This window comes from Streptomyces sp. NPDC012508 (assembly GCF_042902595.1).
GTDB lineage: Bacteria > Actinomycetota > Actinomycetes > Streptomycetales > Streptomycetaceae > Streptomyces.
The window spans coordinates 88,624-110,966 of the sequence record NZ_JBIBEO010000002.1; the positions used below are offsets into that span (position 1 = coordinate 88,624).

At 68.7% G+C, this 22,343-nt stretch carries 18 protein-coding genes and 2 pseudogenes; 6 read left to right on the top strand and 14 right to left on the bottom strand.

The genetic code is table 11. The features are described from left to right. Window positions 1-61: 61 nt before the first annotated feature. Complete coding sequence (locus ACFY8U_RS06390) at window positions 62-2,191, top strand: xanthine dehydrogenase family protein molybdopterin-binding subunit (protein ID WP_389566434.1); 2,130 nt, start codon at window positions 62-64, stop codon at window positions 2,189-2,191. Window positions 2,192-3,255: 1,064 nt separating this feature from the next. Here the strand turns inward: ACFY8U_RS06390 and ACFY8U_RS06395 are convergent. The 7 genes and pseudogenes from ACFY8U_RS06395 to ACFY8U_RS06425 form a co-directional block, all read right to left on the bottom strand. Further along, window positions 3,256-3,717 carry a pyridoxamine 5'-phosphate oxidase family protein gene (locus ACFY8U_RS06395; RefSeq protein ID WP_389566437.1) on the bottom strand — a complete coding sequence of 154 codons (462 nt, stop codon included), beginning with the start codon at window positions 3,715-3,717 and terminating at the stop codon, window positions 3,256-3,258. A 1,949-nt stretch (window positions 3,718-5,666) separates the two neighbouring features. Next, a complete protein-coding gene (locus ACFY8U_RS06400) occupies window positions 5,667-5,825 on the bottom strand; it encodes a hypothetical protein (protein ID WP_389566439.1) in 159 nt (52 codons plus the stop codon). A gap of 218 nt (window positions 5,826-6,043) precedes the next feature. Continuing rightward, a complete protein-coding gene (locus tag ACFY8U_RS06405; RefSeq protein WP_389568221.1) occupies window positions 6,044-6,238 on the bottom strand; it encodes a transposase family protein in 195 nt (64 codons plus the stop codon). Window positions 6,239-6,646: 408 nt separating this feature from the next. Then, on the bottom strand, window positions 6,647-6,964 hold the full coding sequence (locus tag ACFY8U_RS06410) for a hypothetical protein (RefSeq protein WP_389566442.1): 318 nt from the start codon (window positions 6,962-6,964) through the stop codon (window positions 6,647-6,649). Between the two features lie 738 nt (window positions 6,965-7,702). Beyond that, window positions 7,703-8,947 carry a GDSL-type esterase/lipase family protein gene (locus ACFY8U_RS06415; RefSeq protein ID WP_389566445.1) on the bottom strand — a complete coding sequence of 415 codons (1,245 nt, stop codon included), beginning with the start codon at window positions 8,945-8,947 and terminating at the stop codon, window positions 7,703-7,705. 801 nt (window positions 8,948-9,748) lie between these two features. Then, window positions 9,749-10,165, bottom strand: coding sequence for a DUF4259 domain-containing protein (locus ACFY8U_RS06420; protein WP_389566448.1), 417 nt, complete (start codon window positions 10,163-10,165; stop codon window positions 9,749-9,751). 74 nt (window positions 10,166-10,239) lie between these two features. Then, window positions 10,240-10,665, bottom strand: a pseudogene (locus tag ACFY8U_RS06425) (transposase); the annotation flags it as partial. Between the two features lie 311 nt (window positions 10,666-10,976). Between ACFY8U_RS06425 and ACFY8U_RS06430 the strand changes: the two are divergent. The 3 genes from ACFY8U_RS06430 (at window position 10,977) to ACFY8U_RS06440 (ending at window position 13,112) form a co-directional block, all read left to right on the top strand. After that, window positions 10,977-11,183, top strand: a complete 207-nt coding sequence (locus ACFY8U_RS06430) for a hypothetical protein (RefSeq protein WP_389566451.1) — start codon at window positions 10,977-10,979, stop codon at window positions 11,181-11,183. Window positions 11,184-11,700: 517 nt separating this feature from the next. Next, a complete protein-coding gene (locus ACFY8U_RS06435) occupies window positions 11,701-12,894 on the top strand; it encodes a cytochrome P450 (protein ID WP_389566453.1) in 1,194 nt (397 codons plus the stop codon). Continuing rightward, the gene (locus ACFY8U_RS06440; protein WP_389566456.1) at window positions 12,891-13,112 is read left to right on the top strand and encodes a ferredoxin; all 222 of its coding nucleotides are present in this window, start codon (window positions 12,891-12,893) and stop codon (window positions 13,110-13,112) included. Before ACFY8U_RS06435 ends, ACFY8U_RS06440 begins: the two co-directional genes overlap by 4 nt. Window positions 13,113-13,972: 860 nt before the next feature. Here the strand turns inward: ACFY8U_RS06440 and ACFY8U_RS06445 are convergent. From ACFY8U_RS06445 to ACFY8U_RS06460, 4 genes are all read right to left on the bottom strand, one after another. Beyond that, entirely contained in the window at window positions 13,973-14,182 is a 210-nt protein-coding gene (locus tag ACFY8U_RS06445) for a hypothetical protein (RefSeq protein WP_389566459.1), read from the bottom strand. 427 nt (window positions 14,183-14,609) lie between these two features. Continuing rightward, window positions 14,610-15,233, bottom strand: a complete 624-nt coding sequence (locus ACFY8U_RS06450; protein ID WP_389566462.1) for a hypothetical protein — start codon at window positions 15,231-15,233, stop codon at window positions 14,610-14,612. A gap of 498 nt (window positions 15,234-15,731) precedes the next feature. After that, window positions 15,732-15,974: a hypothetical protein gene (locus ACFY8U_RS06455; protein ID WP_389566465.1), complete on the bottom strand. Its 243-nt coding sequence runs from the start codon at window positions 15,972-15,974 to the stop codon at window positions 15,732-15,734. Between the two features lie 891 nt (window positions 15,975-16,865). Further along, entirely contained in the window at window positions 16,866-17,306 is a 441-nt protein-coding gene (locus ACFY8U_RS06460; protein WP_389568224.1) for an MMPL family transporter, read from the bottom strand. Window positions 17,307-17,701: 395 nt separating this feature from the next. On the opposite strand from ACFY8U_RS06460, the gene ACFY8U_RS06465 reads away from it, so the two are divergent. Then, window positions 17,702-18,346, top strand: a complete 645-nt coding sequence (locus tag ACFY8U_RS06465) for a dihydrofolate reductase family protein (protein WP_389566467.1) — start codon at window positions 17,702-17,704, stop codon at window positions 18,344-18,346. Window positions 18,347-18,544: 198 nt separating this feature from the next. Here ACFY8U_RS06465 and ACFY8U_RS06470 read toward each other — a convergent pair whose 3' ends face one another. Beyond that, window positions 18,545-19,363, bottom strand: coding sequence for a DUF427 domain-containing protein (locus ACFY8U_RS06470; RefSeq protein WP_389566470.1), 819 nt, complete (start codon window positions 19,361-19,363; stop codon window positions 18,545-18,547). A 422-nt stretch (window positions 19,364-19,785) separates the two neighbouring features. On the opposite strand from ACFY8U_RS06470, the gene ACFY8U_RS06475 reads away from it, so the two are divergent. Then, on the top strand, window positions 19,786-20,175 hold the full coding sequence (locus ACFY8U_RS06475) for a hypothetical protein (protein ID WP_389566472.1): 390 nt from the start codon (window positions 19,786-19,788) through the stop codon (window positions 20,173-20,175). Window positions 20,176-20,851: 676 nt separating this feature from the next. Here the strand turns inward: ACFY8U_RS06475 and ACFY8U_RS06480 are convergent. Together ACFY8U_RS06480 and ACFY8U_RS06485 are read right to left on the bottom strand one after the other, a co-directional pair. Continuing rightward, window positions 20,852-20,935, bottom strand: a pseudogene (locus ACFY8U_RS06480) (AAA family ATPase); the annotation flags it as partial. 677 nt (window positions 20,936-21,612) lie between these two features. Continuing rightward, window positions 21,613-22,278 carry an alpha/beta fold hydrolase gene (locus ACFY8U_RS06485; protein ID WP_389566475.1) on the bottom strand — a complete coding sequence of 222 codons (666 nt, stop codon included), beginning with the start codon at window positions 22,276-22,278 and terminating at the stop codon, window positions 21,613-21,615. Window positions 22,279-22,343: the final 65 nt, after the last annotated feature.

The window sequence follows — 22,343 nt, forward strand, 5'->3', positions numbered from 1 at the left end:
CGACCGGGGCGGCGGACAGCGGAAGACACCACACACTGACGACCGGAGGAGGCACCGCCCCATGAGCAGCCAACCCCTGCGCCCCGCGGCGGCCGTCCGGCGTGACGCCCGGAAGAAGGTGACGGGCGAGGCCCGCTACGCCGTCGACCGGACCCCACCCGGCTGTCTCCACGCCTGCCCCGTGCCCGCCACCGTCGCGCGCGGCCGCGTCACCGCCGTGCACACGGAGGAGATCCTGCGGCACCCCGGTGTGCACACCGTACTCACCCACGAGAACGCGCCCCGCCTCGGCGAGGCCGACGACCCGACGCTCGCCCTGCTCCAGGACGACCGCGTCCCTCACCGAGGCTGGTTCGTTGCCCTCGTGGTCGCAGACACCCCGGAGAACGCGCGGGCCGCTGCCGACGCGCTACGGATCGACTACGCACCCGACGACCACGACGTGCAGCTGGACCCCGCCCACCCCCGCCTTTACACGCCCGAGGAGGCCAACGGCGGCCATCCGGCCGTACGGGAGCGTGGCGACTTCGACGCGGCCTTCGCCGCGTCCGCGGTACGGCTCGACGCGACCTACACCATGAGCGCCCTGCACAACCACCCGATGGAGCCGCACGCCGCCACGGCCTGGTGGGACGACGGCGAGCTGACCGTGTACGACTCCAGCCAGGGGGCGACCATGGTACGAGACGTCCTCGCGGCACTGTTCCGGCTGTCACCGGAGCGGATCACGGTCGACTCCTCGTACGTGGGGGGCGGCTTCGGTTCCAAGGGCACCCCGCGGCCGCCGGTCGTGCTCGCGGCAATGGCCGCCCGGCACACCGGCAGCCCGGTCCGGCTCGCCCTCCCCCGCAATCAGCTCGCGGCGGTCGTGGGTCACCGCGCGCCCACCGTTCAGCGCGTCCGGATCGGCGCGTCCGACGACGGCGTGATCGGCGCCCTCGCCCACGAGGTCGTCACCCAGACGTCGACGGTGAAGGAGTTCGTGGAACAGGCCGCAGTTCCGGCCCGCACCATGTACACCTCCCCCCACAGCCGAACCAGCCACCGGGTGGTGGCCCTGGACGTACCGACCCCCTCGTGGATGCGTGCGCCCGGCGAGGCCTCCGGCATGTACGCCCTCGAGACGGCCATGGACGAACTCGCCGAGGCGGCGGGCGTCGACCCGGTGGAGCTCCGGCTGCGCAACGAGCCCGACGTGGAGCCTGACAGCGGAAAGCCCTTCAGCAGCCGGGGTCTGGCCGCCTGCCTGAAGGAGGGCGCCAGACGCTTCGGTTGGGAGGGCCGCGACCCTCGGCCCGGCGTCCGCCGCGAAGGAGACGTGCTGTCCGGCACGGGCGTCGCCTCGGCCACGTACCCCTTCCTCCTGAGCCCGTCCAAGGCCTCGGCGCACGCCGCGCCGGACGGCACCCACGTCGTACGGGTCGACGCCACCGACATCGGGACCGGTGCGCGCACCGTCCTGGCTCAGATCGCCGCCGAGGCCCTCGGGGCTCCGCTCGAGTCCGTGCGCGTCGAGCTCGGCAGCAGCCGCCTGCCCGACGCGCCCGTCGCCGGCGGCTCCTCCGGAACGGCCTCCTGGGGCTGGGCCGTACACAAGGCCTGCACGGCCCTGCGCAACACGCTGGCCGCCCGCTCCGGCCCGCTGCCGCCCGAGGGCGTGACCGCCGAGGCGGACACCGAGGAAGAGGCGGGGCGGACGTCCCCCTACGCCCGCCACGCGTTCGGCGCGCACTTCGCCGAGGTCCACGTCGACGGCGGCACCGGAGAGGTCCGGGTGAGCCGGCTGCTCGCCGTCTACGCCGTCGGCCGTGTTCTCAACCCCCGTACCGCCCGCTCCCAGTTCATCGGCGGCATGACGATGGGACTCGGCATGGCGCTGACCGAGCACAGCACCATGGACTCCGTCTTCGGCGACTACTCCGAGCGTGACCTTGCCTCGTACCACGTTCCCTCGTGCGCCGACGTGCGCGGAATCGAGGCGCACTGGCTGGAGGAGCACGACCCCCACCTGAATCCGATGGGAAGCAAGGGCATCGGGGAGATCGGTATCGTCGGCACGGCCGCAGCCGTCGTCAACGCCGTCCATCACGCGGTCGGCCTGCGGCTGCGCGACCTGCCCCTCACCCCGGACCGGCTCCTCCCCATGCTGACGCGTCGACCGCCCGGGCTCGGGCGCGGCGCACAGACATGAGGGCCCGCCCACCCCGGCCACCCGCCTCACTCCAGGGCACAGGCCGAATCACGGTCCGGACCGTAGGACTGCCCGCGCCATCCCGCCTCTTCCCGAGCGTCACATCCTCGGCGAAGGCCTCTCCGACCACCTGAAGTACTTCGCCGAGCATCTGGCCTGCGTCATGCAGATACCCCCTGTAGACCGGAACTGCCATGCGCGGCGCTACCACTCCGTGGGGTCGCCGAGTTCCCTCCCGGTAGCCGACGCCAGGTACGGGCGTAGCTGCGACCGAGGATGCTCCTCGTCATCAAGGCCCAGGATGCAGACGCAGGTCATCCTCAGAAACCCGATCACGCCGCTACTGGTCGCCTTCCTCGCCACGACTTCGAACCAGACGCGGGGCCCCTCTGGCCAGCGTCCGCAAGTGTGAGTGGTCGCGAACAGTTCGCGTACTCCGTCGAGCGCACGGACGCGTCTGCCACGTATGCCTCTTGCAGAGGCGGGTCACGGGTCATCCATGGGATGTGTGCATGGAAGGGAGATCCGGGGGCACATGGGCCAAGAGCGATGGGACCGCTCGAGCAGCCCGCCAGCGGCCTCCCCCCACGCCGCGGGCCGGCGACATGCGAATGGCCTGCACCTGGACGAGGTGCAGGCCATTCGCATCTCCGAAGTGGGACAGGGCGCATTGCCGGTTCTCCCTCCGATGCGCTGCCCCCCGATGCTCCGCGTCGCACTTGCGGACCAGGCGCATTTCGGCTGGTGCGTCGACGAAGACCGTCCACGTCGCTGGTGGTTCGGGCAGAGCGAGAGCGAAGACGCCCTTCCACGGTGATCAGTGGCGTTTCGGCGGCTGTGGCCAGCGCGGTCTCGAGCGGTTGGTGTCCGGGACGGACGGGTCGGCTCTCGCGGAGGCCGTCCCCCCAAGTTCGACGAGACCGACTACCGTGAACGCCACGCGGTCGGGTGCGGCATCAACCGCCTCAAGCGCCACCGCGCGGTGGCCACGAGGTACACAAGGTCACCGTCCGCTACGAGGCAACAGTGCTGGTCGCAGTCATCAACGAGTGGCTGTGCCAGTCTTAGCCGTCGATGTCGAGTGCTGTCCCGTACAGCCGGGATACCTTCAGGCGGATGACCACCCGGCGCTCGGCGACCAACTGCTCCAGGAACGCGCCTTCATCCTGGGGCCTCGCAGTCTCCGGAATCATCGCGAGCAGCTCTCGCCCTGTCGCGTCCCCCGGCGTGGTCGTGATCTCGGAGACCTCGGCCTCGCCCTCGGCAACGGCGAACGACCACACGTTGCCGCCCGTAACATGCACGGCCGCGCGCGGGTCACGTCGGAGTTGCTTGACCTTGACGCGGTCGGCAGTGGTGGAGAACCGCACGATGCGCTCCTCGGCGTCCCAGCTGTAGAGCATGGTGGTCAGATGAGGATGGCCACTGCGCCGATTGGTGGCGAGAGTGCCGAACTGCTGAGTGCTCAGCAGTTCGGAGAGAGCATCGTCGGACAGGGAGCGGGGAGCTGCGGGCTTTTCAGTCATGACGGGCTCAACTCGTTTGTGTCCCTGGGCATTCCACGCTCCTCAGAGGGACCAGCTACCACTTTCGCCCCAGACCCAACGAGCTCGTGCATGGTTGGCGTCGTGCGTCGAGGCTGTGATCGTTGGTCCTGGTCTGTGTGGTGGGGAACGGGGTACGCCGCACCTCACCGATTGCAGTTCATCCTGATGCTGCTCCTACCACAACGGGCCAACGGCCTTGACCAGTTCAGCGATCACCTCGGGCTCAGCGCCGGTATCTGTCGACTCCAGATGATCGCCGCATCAACCCCTATAAGAACGGCCCCCGCCAGGTGACCAAGCACGAGATGACCACCCAGCACGCTCCGAAGGCGGGCACGACGATCCAGCTGTACTACGCGCCTCTCCCCCGGAGCCGAGGCCTCACGCCGGGCTCGGTCCACTCGGCCAGGCGGCGCAGTGCCGGGCCAGACCGGAGTCCCGCCAAGCCCTCGCGTCCGCTGTGTTGCCCGGCACCGGCCAGGCCGCCGCGACCACCCAGCTTGGTGTCGATGACCTGCACGTCCCCGAGAACCGGTAGTTGCGTGAGGAGGCACCGAGCTCTACCTGCACGAGGCCAGGCCCCGGGTCGCCGGGGAGCTTGGGACCAGCCTGGGCGAACTGGTTGGCTGCACCGCCGGTTCGCGACCTGGCGACCTTGGCCGACTGCCATCGGCAGGCGCTCGCTTACTTCGGCAGGGTGACGACCATCCATGAGCTCGCCAAACACGGTCGTGCGCCGGCACGTCGCTCCCGGTGAGGCGGCCCCACTGCACGGCTGGCAGGTCAGGGTCCAAGTCGAACGGCAGGTCCGTATCGTCTTTGTGACGTGCTGGCCGGCCGCGGCTCTCCTCCCTCAAGGAGATGAATGCCGCCTTCGCAGTCTGGGTGCCGTTGTGGCGAGCGAAGGTGCACAGCACCCCCGGCGGGTCAGCGGTCACCGCGCGGCGCGCGACCACGCGACTCTGCGGCCGTTGCCCAAACCCGTGTGTGGTCGCTCAGTGGCGTCTCAGGCGCGTCGGCAAAGGACTGCCGGGTTGCTTCGACGCGAACCTCCACTCGCTGCCCGCCCGGAAGGTCCGCCCACGCCAGCTGGTCGAGACCCGGGCCACGAAAGACCAGGTCACATTGCGCTCCGCTGTCCCCGCCGCCAACGGTGAGCCCCTTGCTTGCGGTTCCTCCGCGAGCTGTTGGCGCCGGGGCCGCATCATCGATGAGGGGCGCTGGGATGGTCTGCCCACAGGTGCAGGCCGCCGCCTCGCACCGGCGACGGGCCGACTCATTCTGCCGCGAGCAGTCGCTCCGGCCGGAGACCGATTCGATGAAGGCGCCGCTGGGTCCGGGCCGCTGGCGCCCGCGTCGAGGTCGGGCGCCGCCCGCTGTAGGGGTACAACGACCCGTCCAGCGCGCGTTCCTCCACTCCCGACTCCCCACCGGAGCAAGCCCTTCGAGCGAGCTGACTGGCACCAGCATCCGCATCCTCACCACGGCAATCAAGCTCGGCTACCTCACCTGGCCGAGGCTCTCAGGCAGAAGCCCATACCCGATCCGGACTTAGCCGTCTGTGGGCGCCACCGTCCAGCCGGCCAGATCACCGGGTCGCGGGTCAAGCCCCCGTACAGCGCCGCAGGTACGGGAGCACCGGCCGTGAGGAGGGCCACGCTCCCACGCCGCTGCGCGCCGCCGGGCCGATAGGGAGTCGCGCGGCCCACCGACGTGGTGGACGGTCCGGTCTTCTCCGCAAGGGCATCCGGGTGGGTCAGGATCCACCCGGAGACTGTCCTGGGCGATGGCGGCCGACCTTCCGGCCCAGTGTCCCGGAAGGGACGAAGGTAAGCACGGGCCCCCCGTGCCCACTGGCGTATCCGTGGCTCTGGGTCTCCTTTCGAGGGTCCAGGCGTTCGTGCAGCCCTCGGCCCACCGCTCGCGCGCTAGTACGGCTTGAAGTCGTCGAGCTTCGTCCTGCGGTTCTGCCACTGCCCCTGGAAGAGGTCTTCTGGGCTTGCCGCGTCGGCCAGGCGCTGAACGGTTCGGTAGGTCATCCGGAGCTCGCGGGCGACCGCTCGCCGGCTGTGCCCTTCGCCGAGCATTTCGTGCACGATAGCGTGCTGCTCGCGAGTTCGATCGGCGAAGCGGTGCCCAGTCGGCCACGGGGACGTGCCAGCTTCGGCAGCTGGTAACGCGGTGACGCTCTCAGAGCTGGGAACCGTGAATGGCGTTCGCAGACAGGCGCGATGGCGCGATGCGCCGGCAGATCACCTCAACCTCAGGACACTCAGCATGACGGCGAATCAGTCCAGGCACTTGTTCAGCGAAGATCTGCCGCCCTACAGGACGTGTCCGCACAGGTGAACCGGCGGATCCGCAGACGCAGCACCATACGTCTTCCAACGCTGGGTAGGTCGCCGGGGAAACGCAGGTAGGACCCATGAATGCGGTTCGACCATCTTCCGCAGCCTGGACAGTCAGCACCAGCCGACTTACGCGTGATTCCGATCCCGATGCCTCGCCGTCGTCATCCGCTGACACCACGCCACTTCAGGGCCAGACAGGAACAGGAACTCTTCCAACCGGAGCAGCACTTTGCTCACGGCCCCGGAAGCTCGGGCACAGCAGCAGGCATGGGGCATTTCAGAACGATCGAGGAGAGCCGACACGAAGATCGACGGTTACGGAACGCGGGCGCACCACAAAGGTTGAGCCAGAACCAGAACTGGTTCGATCGCTTTCCGTGGAACGTGCACGCTGAGTGACGGGACTCGGGCGAGTCAAGCTCCAGCGGCTGCGGGGGTCGAGGTTGGGGTTGATGTAGCCGCCGCAGCGCGCACGGCATCCCCGGGGCCTTCACCTGAGCGACGAAACGGCGGAACGGGCGCCCCCGGCGCGGGTCTCCGGCCAGGGGCGCTACCTCCTACGGAGTGCTGGTCGGGTTGATCATCTCGTCCTTGTGCTGGGTGAGGACTTCGCCGACGGCACGCTGGTAGTCGCTGGGGCTGAGGTGGGCGCACTCAGGAGCCTTGGAGGCGTCCTGTGGCTGGCCCTGCTGGAAGTCGTGGTCGAGGAGGGCGACGCAGTCCTGGAAGGTGTAGGCCTTCGTGGACGGTGACGAGGTCGCGGCTTCGGCGCCACCCTTGTCGGAGGGTGTCGCGGGTGGGTTGTCTGCGGTGCCGCAGGCGGTGAGGGCGAGGAGCAGGCCGGCGGCGAGGGTGGCTGTGGTTGTGCGGCGCATGGTCCCCCCAGGACGTTGCGTGACGAGAGGTGCTCATCATGCGGCGTGGAGGACAAGGGCAGGGTGGAAACGGCGAAGGCCGCGACCGGATGAGCGGTCGGGGCCTTGGCGTGTCCTCCGAGGGCCTCTGCCCCGCGTTTGGCGGGAGGGTCCAGTTGCCTGGTCCGGGCCTGACCCCGCAGCTGTGGTCAGCATGCCGTTTGGGCATGGCTGTACTCATGGCGAGGGGTGGTCCGCGGCCTCCGAGTGCAACGTGCACGTCGAGAAGAGCATTCTCCCTCCTGCCCGTACCAGGCTCTCAGAACGGTGCCGCCGGAAACCTGCTGACCAGCTTCCACAACGCCCACCGGATCACCAAGGCTGTAGACATCATCGGCCACCCACAGCCCGTGCAGGAGCTGGTGGAGTGGGTCTCACAGTTGGACGGCTATCTCCTGGCCTTTACGCAGGCCGGGAGCCCGCCAACAGTCTGCTGAGCGATCAGTACCGGAACCTCGCCACCCATAGACCGTCCGGGGATTCATGTACAGGAGCTGATGTGAGAACCGTGGGCGACTGCCCGGTTCCCGGTCACACAGCGACCGTTGCCGCGCCACCGCCTCACCGACGCCTCGCCGTCGAGCACGGATGCCACGGCGACGCCGGGGCCGCCCGGATCCGCCGGGGTCCGCCCGGATCCGCCCGGATCCGCCCGGATCCGCCCGGATCCGCCGGGTCAGCCTGCGCGAGGGTGGCAACCTACGGAATGGTCAGAGCGCAGACACGGCTGGTGGGGTCGAAGACACGCAGGTCTCTGATCATCTTCTTGGCAATGAAGAGGTGGCCTCGCTGGTCCGGGTGCAGCCCGTCGCCGAGGAGGTTCAGAGGCACCGTGCCGCCGTTGGTCGCGAGCCAATATGCGTGGTGGTCGATGAGCACGACGCCCGACTCCTCCGCGACCTCGCGCATGATCTTGACATAGTCGGCCAGGGCGGTGTGATTCGGCCACCGGTTCAGATCGACCGGATTGGGCGTCTGGAGCAGGGGTACGGCCCCGCCAGGCAGTGCGCGGACGTTCGCCACGAGCTTGCGCAGGTTGGCCCGGTACACGTCGCGTCCGGTGGAGGCCGTGACGGCGTCGTTCGTACCCAGCATGATCGACACGACTTTGGGCTGGAACGCAGAGACCCGTTCGGCGAACTTCGCCACCAAGTCGTTGGTGGTGCTTGCGCTTACCCCGGTGTCGATGACGAAGTCGCTGTGCTTGGGCTTGCCGAGTTCCCAGCGCAGTCGCTCCTGGAAGTGCTCGGAATAGCTGCGCCAGCCGTTGGTCCAGAGCGCGCCATGGGTGATGCTGTCCCCCGTGGTCAGCCAGACAGCCGGAGTATTCGAGTTGAGGATCGAGGAGATTGTCCCGAAGTCGACGAGGTCGACGCGCACACTCACTGCGGCCACCTCCCTCGCGGACAGGACGCGGTCGTAGATGGCCACGCGCTTGATCGTGCCCGAGTAGAACCCTTCGCCGCCTGGATGCTCGCTGTCGACACTTCGCGCGATGTTGAGCGCGGTGAGGTTGGCTGCACTGCCGAAGAAGTTCGCCTGACCCGTGGTCAGGACGCGGCGCCCGTCGGCGTAGAAGGTGGTCCCGCTGCCGGTGACAGTGATCGCGACCGTATGCAACATACCGTCGTCGTACATGGTGCGCGTGAGGTGGTTCTGCTTGACGACTCCGTTGTCACGCACGGAGAACTGCAGCCTGCCGGCACTGATGCAGGCTGTGACGTCCGTCGCCGGCCTCGTCCGGTCCGAGGCGCTGACCAGCGTCATCGCCGGGTTGCGGCTCGTCGTGCTGAAGGTGACCAAGATCGTGCCCGCGGCGAGCCCCCGTACTTTGGTGATCTCCGTGGACAGGTCGGTGTACGACTGCCCGTCGTACACCCTCTCGACCCGGTGGTCCAGCACGGGCGGCATCGGCGATGCCGCGAAGGCGTGCCTGAACGGCATAGCCAGCGTGGCGGGAAGGGCTCCTGCAGCGAAGAGGACGGATCGTCTGCGCACAGTGATTCCTCTGCGGTCGGAGGGTCGCTCGCACGCTTCCTGCACACGACACAGTGCGATGCGTGCCAAAGCGTCGTCACCGCGCCTAACGGATCACGGGGGTGGCGGGATGCGAACGAGTGCGTGCCTCGGTGAATGCTGCCGCGCGGCGACGTGGGACTCAGCTCCCCCGCGTGGCCGCAGCAGCACGCTACGTCAGCCGGGGGTGCGTCGTAAGGCGAGCGCAAGTCACGTAGGCGTACGGCATACAGAGAGAAGAAGACGGCCTCGGGCGTGAGCTCATGCTGCCGACGCTTCGTCCGGCGGCAGGAGCCGCGCAGCCCGCCCAGCGGGTGGTGATCCGCCGAGTCGGTCGCTGTACGGTCAACGGGCTTCCGCCGCTGTCCAGGTCACGTCCCGCCCACATCCCGTTCAGGTCCGGAGTCCGCCCGAAGCGCGACGATCGACGCGGGCCTCGAGGTGAGGCCGTGCCGAGGTGTCGCCTTCGTGCGTGAGGACGTGGCAGCTGTGTCGATCGGCATCATCGGACGAATCACCTCCCTCGTGCCATGGACGCCTCTGGGACAGGATGATCCCGGGTGCGCCCTCGTGGGACTCTCAGATGACCAGCAGGCTCTGGCTCGACATCATCTCGGCCTCGTTGGTCTCGTCTCATGCGGAGAAGCGTGCCGAACGGCCGCTACGCAGGCCCGCCTGACTCTGTCCAGGTGAACGGGCTCTGGCACGACTTCTGTGAAGCGGTCATGATTAGTGATCAGTGGGTGTTTCGAGTGCTTCGAGTATCTGTCGCACTTCCTGGCGCCACTGGGCGGCGTCGGCGCTGGCCACCCAGCCGCTTGCCATTTCTGATCCGCCCTGGAGAACCCGGTCAAGTGCGAGTCTCGCCGACGCGCGAAGGGAGGCCGGCAGTGTGGGCAGCGGTTCCCTGGGGCCGTCGTCCGGGTCGATCACGATGGGGCTGTCCGGGAGGGTGCTGGCGACGAGAGCGCCAGCGGCAACGGCTTCGGCCCCGTCTCCGCCATCGAAGCGTTCTCCTGAGTCGGTGACACGCTGGAATGCCCGCCCCAGCACGTCAATGACCTGCTGGTGGGTAAGTCCCGCAAGTCCATCTACGAAGTCTGCAGCAAGGTCGCTGTCGAACGGGCCGGTTCCCCACGTTCCCATGCATGGCTCCTGATACGGCTGTCTCGGACGAAGACATGGTTCCAGGAGCCACTGACATCGGCCACGGGGGCGAGGAGGACCCGCTTGCGCAGCAGTGCGAAGCAGGCGCGACCGAACATCTGGCGCTTGAGCATCTTGATCTGGTTGACGTGTCCTTCGACGACGCCGGAGTTCCAGGGCAGGGTCAGGCCGGCGATGACTGCGTCGCGGTCTCGGTCGATGCCCACCGCGAGAGTGTGGAGGCTGGGAAGGTCGTCCTGGCGGACGGCGTCGAGCCACTGCGGAAGTCGTTCCCCCTGCCGCTCGGTGAGCATGTGGGCGAAGGACCGGACGTGACCGGTCAGGGCTTCGAGTTCAGGGCAGTTGGCCAGGACGGCCTTGAGCCGGAGCTGTTCGATGTCAGTCAGCGTCTCGGGTCGGCTGAGGATCCATCTCGTCACCCCGCGGGGTGCCGGCGGTTGCGCGGTGACCGGCCGTGGCGAGGTGCGCTTCTCTCGCAGGAGGCACTGGGCCGGAGCCGAGCGACTTACCTTGCAGCTCGGCACCATCTCCAGTCTGTCCGTTGCGGCGATAGGCGACATGGTGGCCCAGGCCGACTTCGACACCGATTCGGCTGAGACCCAGCTGATCGGGTTCGTCACCGCGTTGGCCCTCTCGGCGACCGCGATCGCCCTGTGCTCGCAGCGAGGTACGAAGGAGTACGTCGCGGGGCATCGTCCCTCCACACCCGGCCCGTCCCCAGCATCGGCTGAGGGGGCGGGCCGCACCTCCCACCGAGGGAGCGGCCCGATCCTTCCAAGGACGCCCCCACGTGGTCGCCTCAGCCGACAACCTGGAGGACGCCGTCGTCGCGACCGGCACACCCTCCGCGAGGCGATCTGGCCTCAGTCGACCAAAGCCGTGCTCGCTGCGCACGATGGCCGGCCGGATCAACAAGAAATCCGACCTCGGCGAGGTGCGGACGACCGATGCCGTCGGTCAACTGGGCTGCGGTACGCCTGCCGTCATCGGACAGTAGCAACAGGTCTACATGTACACGCGCGGTCATTCTCTGCATCCCCCACCGGACCGCCGACGCGATGCTCTCGTCCTCGGAATACCGGCGCCTGGCGGTCGGCCCTCTGATGCAGACGCCAGGCGGCCACGTCGCGCCCGCTCGACCGTCGCCTGCTGGGCCTGCTGGGCCTGCTGGGCCTGCTGGGCCGGTAGTTGCTGGGGCCGCCATCGCGTGGCACCTCGTGGCTGATCGTCGAGGCCGGCGCTCGATCCGCCTCGCGATCTCGGCACAGGAGAGGCCGTCGGCGAGTCCAGCCACGTGCGTTGGCGCTCTGCGCGGTCAACCGTCTCCTGGCATGCCGCGAGTATTTCCTTCAACGCCATTCATTGCAACGCAACGTTGCGTTTGGTGGCAGGCCATTGCATCAATGTGCAGCAATTTACCTGCAGTCAAGCGATTGCGTGATTGACGACAGGATGAATGCAACGTAGCTTTCGAGAATCGTCAAACACGTCATATCGCGAGATGAGGACCGGCCATGAGTGAATCCGTTCACACCGTCACGACGCTACCGACGGAGCGTCAGTCCGGCTGTCCCTTCGCCCCGCCGACAGAGCTGACCGACGCCCGTCGGCACGGCCCCATCAGCCGGTACACCCACCCCGGCGGAAAGCCCGGATGGCTGATCACCGGATACGAGCTGGTGAGATCGGTCCTGGCCGACCCGCGGTTCAGCTCGCGCAAGGAGCTCATGAACGTCGTCGACTTCGCGCTCCCTCCGGCCCCGCCCGGTGAGTTCCTCCTCATGGACGATCCCCAGCACAGCCGCTACCGGAAGCCTCTCGTGGGCAAGTTCACCGTACGGCGGATGCGTCTGCTGACTGAGCGGATCGAGCAGATCACCGCCGACTGCCTGGACGCCATGGAGGAGGCCGGACCGTCGGCGGACCTGGTGACCGCGTTCGCCAAGCCCATTCCCACCATCGTGATCTGCGAGATCCTGGGCGTGCCGTACGAAGACCGGGCTTCCTTCCAGGAGCAGATCGACGCGTTCATGGGCGGTGAAGTGAGCGATGAGGAGCTGATCGCGGCCTACACCGCCACCCAGGAGTACCTCGCACAGCTGGTGGCCGCCAAGCGAGCCAAGCCCACGGACGACGTGCTCAGCGAACTCACCGACAGCGATCTGACCGACGAGGAACTGAAGGGAATCAGCCTGATCCTGCTCGCGGCCGGCTTCGACACCACTGCGAACATGCTGTCCCTCGGCACCTTCGCGCTGCTCCAGCACCCCGAGCAACTGGCCGCGCTGCGCGCCGATCCCGAGCTCACCGACGGTGCGGTGGAGGAGCTGCTGCGGTATCTGAGCGTCGCCAAGACGTTCCATCGGACGGCACTTGAGGACGTCGAGGTGGGCGGCCAGACCATCGAAGCCGGCACGACGGTCGTCCTCTCCTACAACACCGCCAACCGCGACCCCGAGCGCTTCACAGAGCCCCACACCCTCGAGATCCGAAGGCAGGCCGCCGGGCATCTGGCCTTCAGCCACGGCATCCACCAGTGCCTGGGTCAGCAGCTGGCCCGCGTCGAGATGCGCGTCGCGTTCCGCGCGTTGGTCGACCGCTTCCCCACGCTGCGCCTGGCCGTGCCTGCCGAAGAAGTCGGCCTGCGCCCGGAGACCGCGGACATCTTCGGGGTGAAGAGCCTCCCTGTCACTTGGGACAAGAAATGAGCAGGTCGCACCTGAGCGTGGACCGTGAGCGTTGCATCGGCGCCGGGATGTGCGCGATGACCGCACCCGCGCTCTTCGACCAGGATGTTGACGACGGCCTCGTACTCCTGCTGCACGCCGAGCCGCCCACCGTCCATCGTGCGGCCGCACGGATGGCCGCCGGCGTCTGTCCCTCCGCGGCGATCACCTTTCACGAGCCCGAAGCCGGCCACCCCTAGCCGCCATTGCGACCGCATCTGAACCGGGCGCGCCGCCGTCGGTGAGGGTCCTCGCGTGTGCGGAAGGCGTCGCCGTTCCAGAGCCGGTATCCTCGCCGACCGCTCTAACCGAGGACGTCAAGGGGGCGACCCCTCGATGGCCATCACATGGCTTCGTGTCTCCAGGTCTGTGGCGGCCGGCGCGTCTCACGGCCTGCCGCCGTCGATGCTCCCTGGCGGCGGCAGGCCGCCTGCCGCAGCGTACTCGTCCAGCCTCCACCTCCTCGCACACTCCCGGTCCCCCGGCCCGCAGGCGGCTGTTCGGAGACAAACTGCCGGTGCGCCAAGAGCACGGCGCCTACCTGCGCAAGGCCCGGAGGCAGCGGGCGCCGACCTCAGTGTCCGGCGACTGAGTGAGCGACGCTGTCGAGACCGAGACCGGCGGGACCAGCCAGTGCGCCAGCCGTGTCATTCACGTCGTTGGCAGCAACCTCGACGCGGCTGGGGCCGTCGGCGTGGGCGGGGCCGGCAAGGAGCAGAGGCAGGGCAGTGAGGGCGGCTGCCCCGAGCAGAGTGCGTGTCGTCATGCAATGCCCAACGCGTATGCAGGGACAGGGTCACGAGAGCGGTCCTGACATTGACGGATCGATCGCGGTGGGGACTTCTCTCGATGCTCCGGCCAGCGGAGTTCACAGCCACCGTCCGGTACGTCACCCGTGCAACCCCGTACCGCCTGGTCGACACCCTCCCCCAGGCCCTCGCGGCCCTGCAAGCTCGTCTCGGCGGATGTCAGGGCTCAGGCGATCTGCTGAACCCCGCGCGCCGAGCAGCCCCTGCCCGGCGGACACGCACGTACTCCGGGCCGGGCTGTCCGTCCCAGCTCAGCGCTTGAGGATGACGTAGTACGTAGACACCCGCAGGGCGACGAGGATGCCGGAGATCACGCGGTCGGCGCCGGAGGTCAACATCCCGAGAGGCGTCCACGTCACGAGAGAGGTGATCCGTCCGATGATGCTGATCGCCAGGAAGACCCGCGACGCCCACACCAACAAACCGAAGACCAGACGCCCGAGCGAGAGCCCGAAGCTCATGGATCCAGAGCCACATCTCGGCTGGCTGTCCGCAACCGCCCGTGGCCACCGAGACCGTCCCCCGGAAGCAGCCAGGTAGCCGGGTATGAAACGACCTACCACCGGGGCGGTTTCGCCATCGGTGCCGGGGGCGCGGTGTGCTCCGGGGCGCTCGATGCCTGGACCGCCTCGCAGGACCCAGCGGCGCTGGACCATGCCGCCATGCTGAATCCGCCGAGTGATCTGAGTCAGAGATTCGCCGGCAGTAGGCGGCGACCTTGTCGAGGATCTCGTCGGCGGTCTTCGTCCACGAGTCCAGTTCGAAGCGGGTGCTGCCCCAGTCCTTGCCGGTGACGGAATGCTTCTCGCGACGGGGCGGTTTTCTGCCACTCCTCCCTGAGCCGGAACGCCGTGGCCATCTCCGCCTTCGTGGGAGAGGCGTCGTAGGTCACCGTTGCCGCCGCGAGCCGGCGGGGGCGTAGATGTCGAGCGCGATGGTGGAACTGCCGGGCATGTCGGTGGTCCACGTCGGGAACGACACGGACTGCGAAAGGGCGAAGAAGGCTTGGTTGGGCGGGTCGCCGACGGGCTGCCAGACGGCGAGCCGGTACGGGCTGCGCCTGCGCAGGCGGGCTTCTCGCTCGCGCCAGAACCGGGGCTCCGGCGGCTCGGGGAAGTCGGGCGCGTCCCAGGAGCCGCTCCACTCCGCCGGGCCCAGCACGCTCTCGGCCGCGTGCAGATACTCCGGCCATGCCGCTTCGGCACGCGTGATGACGTCAGGGTTGTCGGTCGGCGCGGAGGCCCGAAGGCGGGAGGCGTAGTGGGTCACGGTGTCGACCGGGGTCCACAGGCCGTTCGACCAGAAGGTGAACTCTCCGCCCGTGCGGGTGTGGACCTCAAGGTTCCGCTCGACCGTCTGGGGGTCCCAGCCGTAGCGTCCGCACCACTCGCGGAACGCCACCGATCCACCTTGCGGCGGTCCCAACCAGACCGACCCCCAGTCCACCCCGCGCAGGCCGGCCAGCTCTGCGGCGAGATTCTCGGCGGTCCGCTCGGTGTTCTCCGTCAGCATCGTCTTTCCTTCGTTGTACTCACTTGGTACGCGCGTCCGACCGTACCCGCGCCGCGCGCCGCCCTGGTCGGATTCGTCCTGCTCGAATTCGACTGAAGCCTCAGCGAACCGGTCCAGGCCGGGGGGTGAGTTCATCGCCAGCACAAGGCGGACGGCACGGTCGACGGCTCGTACTTCTTCTGACGCATCGTCGTAGCGCAGAGCGCCGCCGCTACCGTGCGGCCTCGAGGTGAGGTGACGCGCGATCACTGCTCTGGCCGCGTCACCTCACCTCGCTGAGATGCGGGCGAACAGGCTCCGTCCTGCGGGCTGGCGGACCCCGAAGTGCCGGTCGGCCTCGGCATCAAGGTGGACCCTGCACGCTTCGAGGAAGTGCATCGACAGGCCTCGTCCGGTCCCGCTGGCGGGGCCGGACGGGCCATCGACGTCCAGGTCTTCGACACGGCGAGCGCACTCGTCGACGAGCCGCTGCGCGGTAGCCACAGCGTCAGATGTCGTTCAGGCAGTCGCCTTGCGGCACTCCTGATCAATCGCAAGCGAGACGTTCCCTGGGTCCAGCCGCGCCAGCTCGGCTTGGGCGGCATGCCGCTCGGCCTGGCCGCGCTCGTTGTCCGCGAAGATGGCTGCCTGCTCACGCAGCTCCTGCAGGTCCTTCATAGCGGTGGACAACCGGTCCCACCGGCTGTCCTGCCGGGCAGCCAGCGCGACCTCCTCGGTCACGTTGCGCAGCTCTTCGTCCATTGCCCTCTCCGTGCCCGAGCTGCCGGGCTCAAGAGCCTTGTCGTAATCCGCGCACGCCTCGGCCACGCGTACCCGCGCTTCCTCGTGCGAGGACGTGCAGGAGACTGCCAGGCTTCCCATCACCAACACTGACATACCAGCCGCTTCATAGCACCCCACCCCAAGAACAGCGCACCCCACGCTGCGACGCGGCGGCAACTGTACCGGCGCAGGTCAGGGGAGCCCTGACGGGCACCTCGGCCAGCGCCCCGAACACGCGCAGCGCCGGCCGTACGCACGGCCCGGTCCGGCATCTCCTCCTGCCCTACCGCACGGTCGAACATGCCGACCAGCATCCACAGCTGACGGCCGCGCGCCTAGCCGACACCTGCATTGCCATCCCCCCGGCGCCCGCGGCCATCCGTCGCCCGGACCACGCGCGGGTGGGCCCGGGGCGCGACCTCGTCCGCCACCGCTGCGAGCCCGGCCGCCACGACCTTCGGTACCGCGTCAGAGGTGGGAAGGAGCCGGCGGTCCGGTTGCGCTGCGGAGGTGGGCAAGCCCATGCCGAGGTGCCTGCGAAAGTTGCACTAGGAGCTGCACCGGAGGTGTGCCCGGGAGCGGGACCCCCACTTTTGCGATCTTGAGCATCGTGCCCGGTCAGGCCGGCGGGCAAGCCCCTCGCCACGACGACACCTCTTTCTCCGCGATAGCCGCAGGAAGAGGCCTGCTTCTTCTCAGGGCCGGGCCGGCCTTGACCAGCACGGTCCAGCCCAGCTCAGCTCAGGCCCCCCACGGACGGGCCCCACGGCGCGGTCCGCCGCCCGGCCCGCTCTCCGGTCCCCGCCGCACCGGGCGGCCGGACCCGCCCCGCCCCGACACCTCTCACGCTCCCTCCCGAGCCACGCCCGGTCACCCCGCCCCCGTCCCGGGCGATCCACCCTCTGCCCTCTGCCGCCCCTGGAGGCCACGCGATCCGCCCGTTGTCCGGGACCCTGCTCGCGGCCATTCCTGCCAGTCAGTAACGGGCGTTGCGGCCGATGGCGTGATCACCGGCCGGTGGATATCACGGCCAGCGCGGGAGTAGGCGATGGACCGGCTGGTCGCCCTGCGCGCGGCGGCGAGGGCCGCTTCCCATCCCGCGCCGGTGGCGCGTTCGTCGCGGTAGCGCGAGAGCAGGAATACGCTGTAGTCCACGGCCAGCCCGGATCCCAGAGCGATGGTGAGGTTCAGGGCGAAGGCGGATATCAGCGTGATGGCGCATACGAGCCGCACGACGGCGAGCCTGAGAACGACCGCGGCCGCATCCACGAGCACGAGGAGCAGCGCGGCGGTGATGGTGCGGAAGAGCAGGCAGGGCGAGCAGGGTCAGGGGCGCGCCAGAGTTTGGCGGTACGCAGTCCTCCGTCAGCTGCGCCCAGCAGGGTCGGGACACGTCGCCGCACCCGAGCGGCCGACGTCGCCGAAGCCTGACTCCCCCAGCGACAGCAGCCGACCCTGGCCCCTGCGGCGAGAGGGGCGAGGGCAGCGAGCGGGGAGCGGCGCGCCGCGGTGGCGAAGTGACCGACCACTGCCACGGTCACCAGTGGGAGCTTGCGGAGGCCGTGGGGCGTCAGGCCACATCAGACGGCTGCAGGACGCGCATTCGACATCCCGATGGTCAGGCCCGAGACCGGCAACGGAGGCAGCGATGAGTTTGCCCTGCCCGGCAGGTCTCACCATCGTTGTTGACAACACAGGAGGAGCACGTGGCTCAGCTGCTGAGAGTCCAGAACTTCAACGTCTCAAGTGACGGGATCGGTGCCGGTGAGGACCAGACCCTCGAGAGGCCATTCGGTCATGTCGACCCCGAGAGGCTGTTCTCCTGGGCCGGCGCCACGGCGAGCTGGCCTATGCGCACCGACCCCGGAGGGAGCCGGGGCCTCGACGACTACCTCACGCGGGACTACGCCCGCAACATCGGCGCCGAGATCATGGGCCGCAACAAGTTCGGGCCCCAGCGTGGGCCCTGGCACGACTACGAGTGGCAGGGCTGGTGGGGTGACGAGCCCCCGTTCCACACCCCGGTGTTCGTCCTGACCCACCACAAGCGTCCTTCGTTCACGCTCTCCGACACAACTTTTCACTTCGTCGACGGCGACCCTGCCACGGTCCTCGAGCAGGCCCGGGAGGCGGCGCAGGGCAAGGACGTCCGACTCGGCGGTGGAGCCACCACCATCCGGGAGTTCCTCGATGCCGACCTCGTCGACACCATGCACGTGGCGGTCTCGCCGGTGAAGCTCGGGTCCGGAGTACGGCTCTGGGGATCCCCCGATGAGCTTCTCGACCGGTTCCACCTCGATGTCGTGCCCAGCCCGAGCGGAGTGACGCACCACCTGTTCTGGCGAAAGTGACCGGTCCTCAGGGCTGGCCCTGGCCGCCTTTCTGCCTCAGGGGCCAGCCCCTGAGGCTCGAGTCGCGCCTCGTACGGTCAGCCGGCCTCGGCCGGCTCCTCAGTTCGTGCCCGGGGTGCCGGTCTCGATGGCGGGATCTTGTTCCGCAGCTCCGCCCGCCGGATGTCACTGTCCGGTGGGGCGAGGCCCTGTGCGGAACTACCGCGACGGCCGGCTGAAGAATGTGACCGGCCGGTCGCGCCACACTCCGTCCACGACGACGTCGACGGACTCGTCGTAGAAGGCCACCCGGTCCTTGATGATCCCTACGGAGGGCAGGGGGTCGGGGTAGCTCCAGGCGATGTCGGGTCGCACGTCGCCGTCGCCGGCCCAGGACCAGTACTCGCTCGCCACGCCCTTGTACGGACATCGGGTGCGCCCGTCGGTACGCGTGAAGAGGTCGAGGCGGACGTCCTCCCGCGGGAAGTAGAAGCGCACCGGCAGACCCGTCTCGAACAGCAGAACCGGTGCGCGTGTGTCCGCGACGACCGTGCCCTCGATCTCGACCTGAATATGGCGGCTGCTGGGCAGGGCGTCCACACGCTTGTGCGGGTCGCGGGGGTGCACGAAGATCTCTTCGTCCTCCTCGTACCAGTGGTCGAGGACCTCGCGCCCGAACCATTCGAAGCTGATGTGGCCGGCCAGATCCTCTCCGGCGTAGGTCCAGGCCGCCGCCCCGACGGTCCTATCGGGGAGCACGAGATCGTAGAAGACCGTGGCTCCCGCGTGGCGCCGCCGGCTGGCGGGCCGCTCCGTTCGCCGCAGCAGGTCCGTCCGGACGTCCCCGGTCGGGAAGGCGTAGAGGGGGACGGGACGACCGGGCTCCCACACGAGAACCGGTCTACGACTGTCCACGACCGTGATCTCCCCCGCCGTCGCACGCACCCAGCGCTCACTCGGCTCCCAGAACACACTCTCGGACTCGCCCTGGCGGCGTACGACGGGCACGGCTTCCGGGCCGGACTTCGGTGCGGTCATCGGTCTCTCCTCCTCGCTCCGCCTCCAGCTGCCCGGCCGGACGTCGCGGTACCGGCCGCAGCCCCGTGTCCACCCTGCTCCGGATCCTCGCCGGTGGCAAACGCCCCGCAGCCGCCCTCTCCGGCGCCTTCACCTCCGGCCGTGGCCGCCGCCGTCGCCGTCGATGAGGATCCGCACGCGCGTATCACCCAGCCTTGCCCAGTGACCTAACGCCGCATATCCGCACCATCACGCCCACTCAGTTCCATCATCAATAGGTCTTCCTCAAGACCTGAGAGAGTTCGGCCGGTGCGACGGCCGTCCTCGCCAGACTCCATGTCCGACCAGCCGACATCGACCCCGGACACGCTCACGTCCCCGCCGCAGCTGGCGACCTGATGGGCATGTCCTCAGGTGGGACGATCCACAGTGTGATCGGATGCATGCACCACGCCCCGCGCTGGGCGGTCCTGTTGGTCTACGGCATGGCGGCCATCCTGCTCTTCGTCGGCGCTTTTGCGCACGTCACGGACCTCCTCGGCCACAGCCTGCATCCATACGACTGGGGTCCAGGCCGGCTCAACCCCTACTGGTCGCCGCTGGCGCTGTTCGACGCGCTCGCCGCCCTGTTCCTGGTCAGGGGTAAACGCCAAGGAACCGACCTCGCCTGCGTCATCCTGGCTACCGATCTCGCCGCCAACTGGTACGCGGTCTACGGCATCCAGCACAGCAGCCTCGCCGCTCAGCCTGGCCTTCAACGTCTGACCGTCTTTCGCCGTCCTCGTCCTCGGAACGGCACCGTTCATCCGACAGCACCTCACCAATTGCAATGACGCCTACGTTCGCCCCGCGCCCACCAAGCAGAAGTTCTAGGGTGCGCTCGCGCTCAGGGACACTCAGCATCGGGCACCGCCCACCGGCTACCCGAAGGCGCGGAGGGCACGCCGACCGGGCAGTTCGACGACCGCATGGCCGCGCTTGAGGAGTCGGAGGGCCAGGGCAACGGTGTCCCGCGGCGTGGGCGCGCACGCCACCGTCCACAAGATGCCCAAGCCGAAGAAGAAGACCGCGGCCAGGAAGAAAGCAACGCGACGGGAGTCCGACTGAGGCATGAGCAGCGCCGTCGCCTGCGCGGGTGGGGGCGTATCCGGCAGACGACGGCTGGAGCAAGGCACTCGCTCAGCTCCCCCCCTTTGCCCCCGAATCCGTCCGGCACACCTTGAGGCTGCGAACGTATGCAGGTGGTCGTGCTGAGGAGACGCCGGAGTTCGGGCGGATGGGGGCGACGGCGACCAGGGAGGCGTGCGGTGACGTCGCCTTCGGTGGGGCAGCTGGACGGTCTCGCACTCCGTGCTGCTGTCCCGACAGCCATCCTCCGCCGCTTCGCCCCGGGCAGGTTCTCGATCGCAGGGGCCTCCGCACCTCTGGCGCGACGTGCCTGTGCCGGTGTTCGGGGCGGTACACGGTGGGGGGAATCCGTTGCGCACCATCTCGCGCGGATGGTCGAAGCCGGACGGCCAGTTCCTCGGACAGGACCAGGTCGAGGAAGTCGAGGTAGCCCATCTTCCCTGCGCCCGCCCGCCGGGTGTATTCCCTCAACGGGTAGGTGTAGCAGACAGTCAATTTCAGGGCCACGCCCGCCGGGGGGTGATTGATCAATACAGGCGATGAAGACGGAGTTGTACCCGGTAACGGGCCCCGGTTGGTATCCCGGCGCGGTCGGCGACCCTTCAGTGTTTGGCTCCTCGGCCCGCACGGGACGGGGACCCGCACAGCTCTCACCAGCAGTTATCGGCTGGTGGAGCTCTGTTCCCGAGGGGAGCTTCTTCGACCGCCCGCCGGATCGCCACCACCGCTCTCGCGGCTGGCGCGATCGTCTCCGACGTCGCCTTGCCAGCGGCCGCCCACGACGGCGACCGCCAGCGCGCCTCAGGAACCGCGGTCGCGAGGCCATGCTGGCGAAGGCATGCCGCCTTTATGAGCAGCGCTGACGGTTGAGGAGCAGGGGGCGCCCCTCCCCTGGTCTGGACGCTGCGCTGCGTCGGGCCGGCAGGGCATCTACCAGATGGGCCGCCTGATCACCGTGCTCCTCACGAGGATCGACATTCTGGAGCAGGCCCCGAGGCGGCGGCCGCATCGGCCAAACCGGGCAGGAAGCGGAGGACCCCGAGGACGGGCAGCTGGTCGAGTTGCGCAGCCGGGGGTCGGAGGCGCAGCAGGTCCATCAGGCCCCCCGCAGAGCGTTTGCCGGGGTCCAGGCCGCCCTGCCGTCACTTCTGGAGGTACCCCTCCAACAGGTCCGCCAGCTCCTTCGGCCTGCTGAGCGCGACGCAGTGGCCGCCGCCGATCTCGTCGGGCACGATGCCCAGGCGCGTTCGCGCTAGGTCGCGGAAGAACTCAGGCGGGAAGAAGCGGTCCTGCTTGCACACGATGAACTTCGTGGGCAGGTCCGGCCAGACCGGCAGGGGCCAGGGTTCGCTGCCGGCCCGGGAGGATTCCTCCCGCTCCCTGCGCATGGACTCCTCGGCCAGGTTGCGCGGAACGTCATGGTAGAAGCTTTCGAAGGGGTCCTCGATGGCGGTCAAGCCCGCATCGTCCCTTGCCTGGCTGCAGCCGGTCGTCTCCCACCAGTCGTCCGGCCGCTCGCCCGGGGCAGGGATCATTCCGGCAAGCAGAACCAGTAGACCGACCGGGAGTCGGTCAGCCACTAGGGGCGCCGTGAACGCGCCGTAGGAATGCCCGACGACCACGAGATTTCGCCGCTCGCCAACAGCCTCGATGACGGCATCGGCGTAATCGCTGAGTCCCGCGGACGGCTGGTCCGACGGAAGGTCCGGGGCCACGGTCTCATGTCCCCGCGAGCGCAGCTCGGCTTCGAGGAGATGCCAGACCCAGCCGCTGTCCCCGCCGCCATGGATGAGCACGAAGGTTGCCATTCCCCATAGTTACCTCTCAGGAGGCCACCACGTCCTTCTTCGACACCTCAGTCCTCGCCATGGAC

What these genes read in the sequence shown, in the direction of transcription:
- ACFY8U_RS06455 (WP_389566465.1), bottom strand. Translation starts at nt 15,974, where the DNA reads ATGGACGAAGAGCTGCGCAACGTGACCGAGGAGGTCGCGCTGGCTGCC.
- ACFY8U_RS06440 (WP_389566456.1), top strand. Translation starts at nt 12,891, where the DNA reads ATGAGCAGGTCGCACCTGAGCGTGGACCGTGAGCGTTGCATCGGCGCC.
- ACFY8U_RS06400 (WP_389566439.1), bottom strand. Translation starts at nt 5,825, where the DNA reads ATGCTCGGCGAAGGGCACAGCCGGCGAGCGGTCGCCCGCGAGCTCCGG.
- ACFY8U_RS06450 (WP_389566462.1), bottom strand. Translation starts at nt 15,233, where the DNA reads ATGCTGACGGAGAACACCGAGCGGACCGCCGAGAATCTCGCCGCAGAG.
- ACFY8U_RS06390 (WP_389566434.1), top strand. Translation starts at nt 62, where the DNA reads ATGAGCAGCCAACCCCTGCGCCCCGCGGCGGCCGTCCGGCGTGACGCC.
- ACFY8U_RS06475 (WP_389566472.1), top strand. Translation starts at nt 19,786, where the DNA reads ATGCACCACGCCCCGCGCTGGGCGGTCCTGTTGGTCTACGGCATGGCG.
- ACFY8U_RS06470 (WP_389566470.1), bottom strand. Translation starts at nt 19,363, where the DNA reads ATGACCGCACCGAAGTCCGGCCCGGAAGCCGTGCCCGTCGTACGCCGC.
- ACFY8U_RS06485 (WP_389566475.1), bottom strand. Translation starts at nt 22,278, where the DNA reads ATGGCAACCTTCGTGCTCATCCATGGCGGCGGGGACAGCGGCTGGGTC.
- ACFY8U_RS06395 (WP_389566437.1), bottom strand. Translation starts at nt 3,717, where the DNA reads ATGACTGAAAAGCCCGCAGCTCCCCGCTCCCTGTCCGACGATGCTCTC.
- ACFY8U_RS06415 (WP_389566445.1), bottom strand. Translation starts at nt 8,947, where the DNA reads ATGCCGTTCAGGCACGCCTTCGCGGCATCGCCGATGCCGCCCGTGCTG.
- ACFY8U_RS06445 (WP_389566459.1), bottom strand. Translation starts at nt 14,182, where the DNA reads ATGAGCTTCGGGCTCTCGCTCGGGCGTCTGGTCTTCGGTTTGTTGGTG.
- ACFY8U_RS06420 (WP_389566448.1), bottom strand. Translation starts at nt 10,165, where the DNA reads ATGGGAACGTGGGGAACCGGCCCGTTCGACAGCGACCTTGCTGCAGAC.
- ACFY8U_RS06410 (WP_389566442.1), bottom strand. Translation starts at nt 6,964, where the DNA reads ATGCGCCGCACAACCACAGCCACCCTCGCCGCCGGCCTGCTCCTCGCC.
- ACFY8U_RS06435 (WP_389566453.1), top strand. Translation starts at nt 11,701, where the DNA reads ATGAGTGAATCCGTTCACACCGTCACGACGCTACCGACGGAGCGTCAG.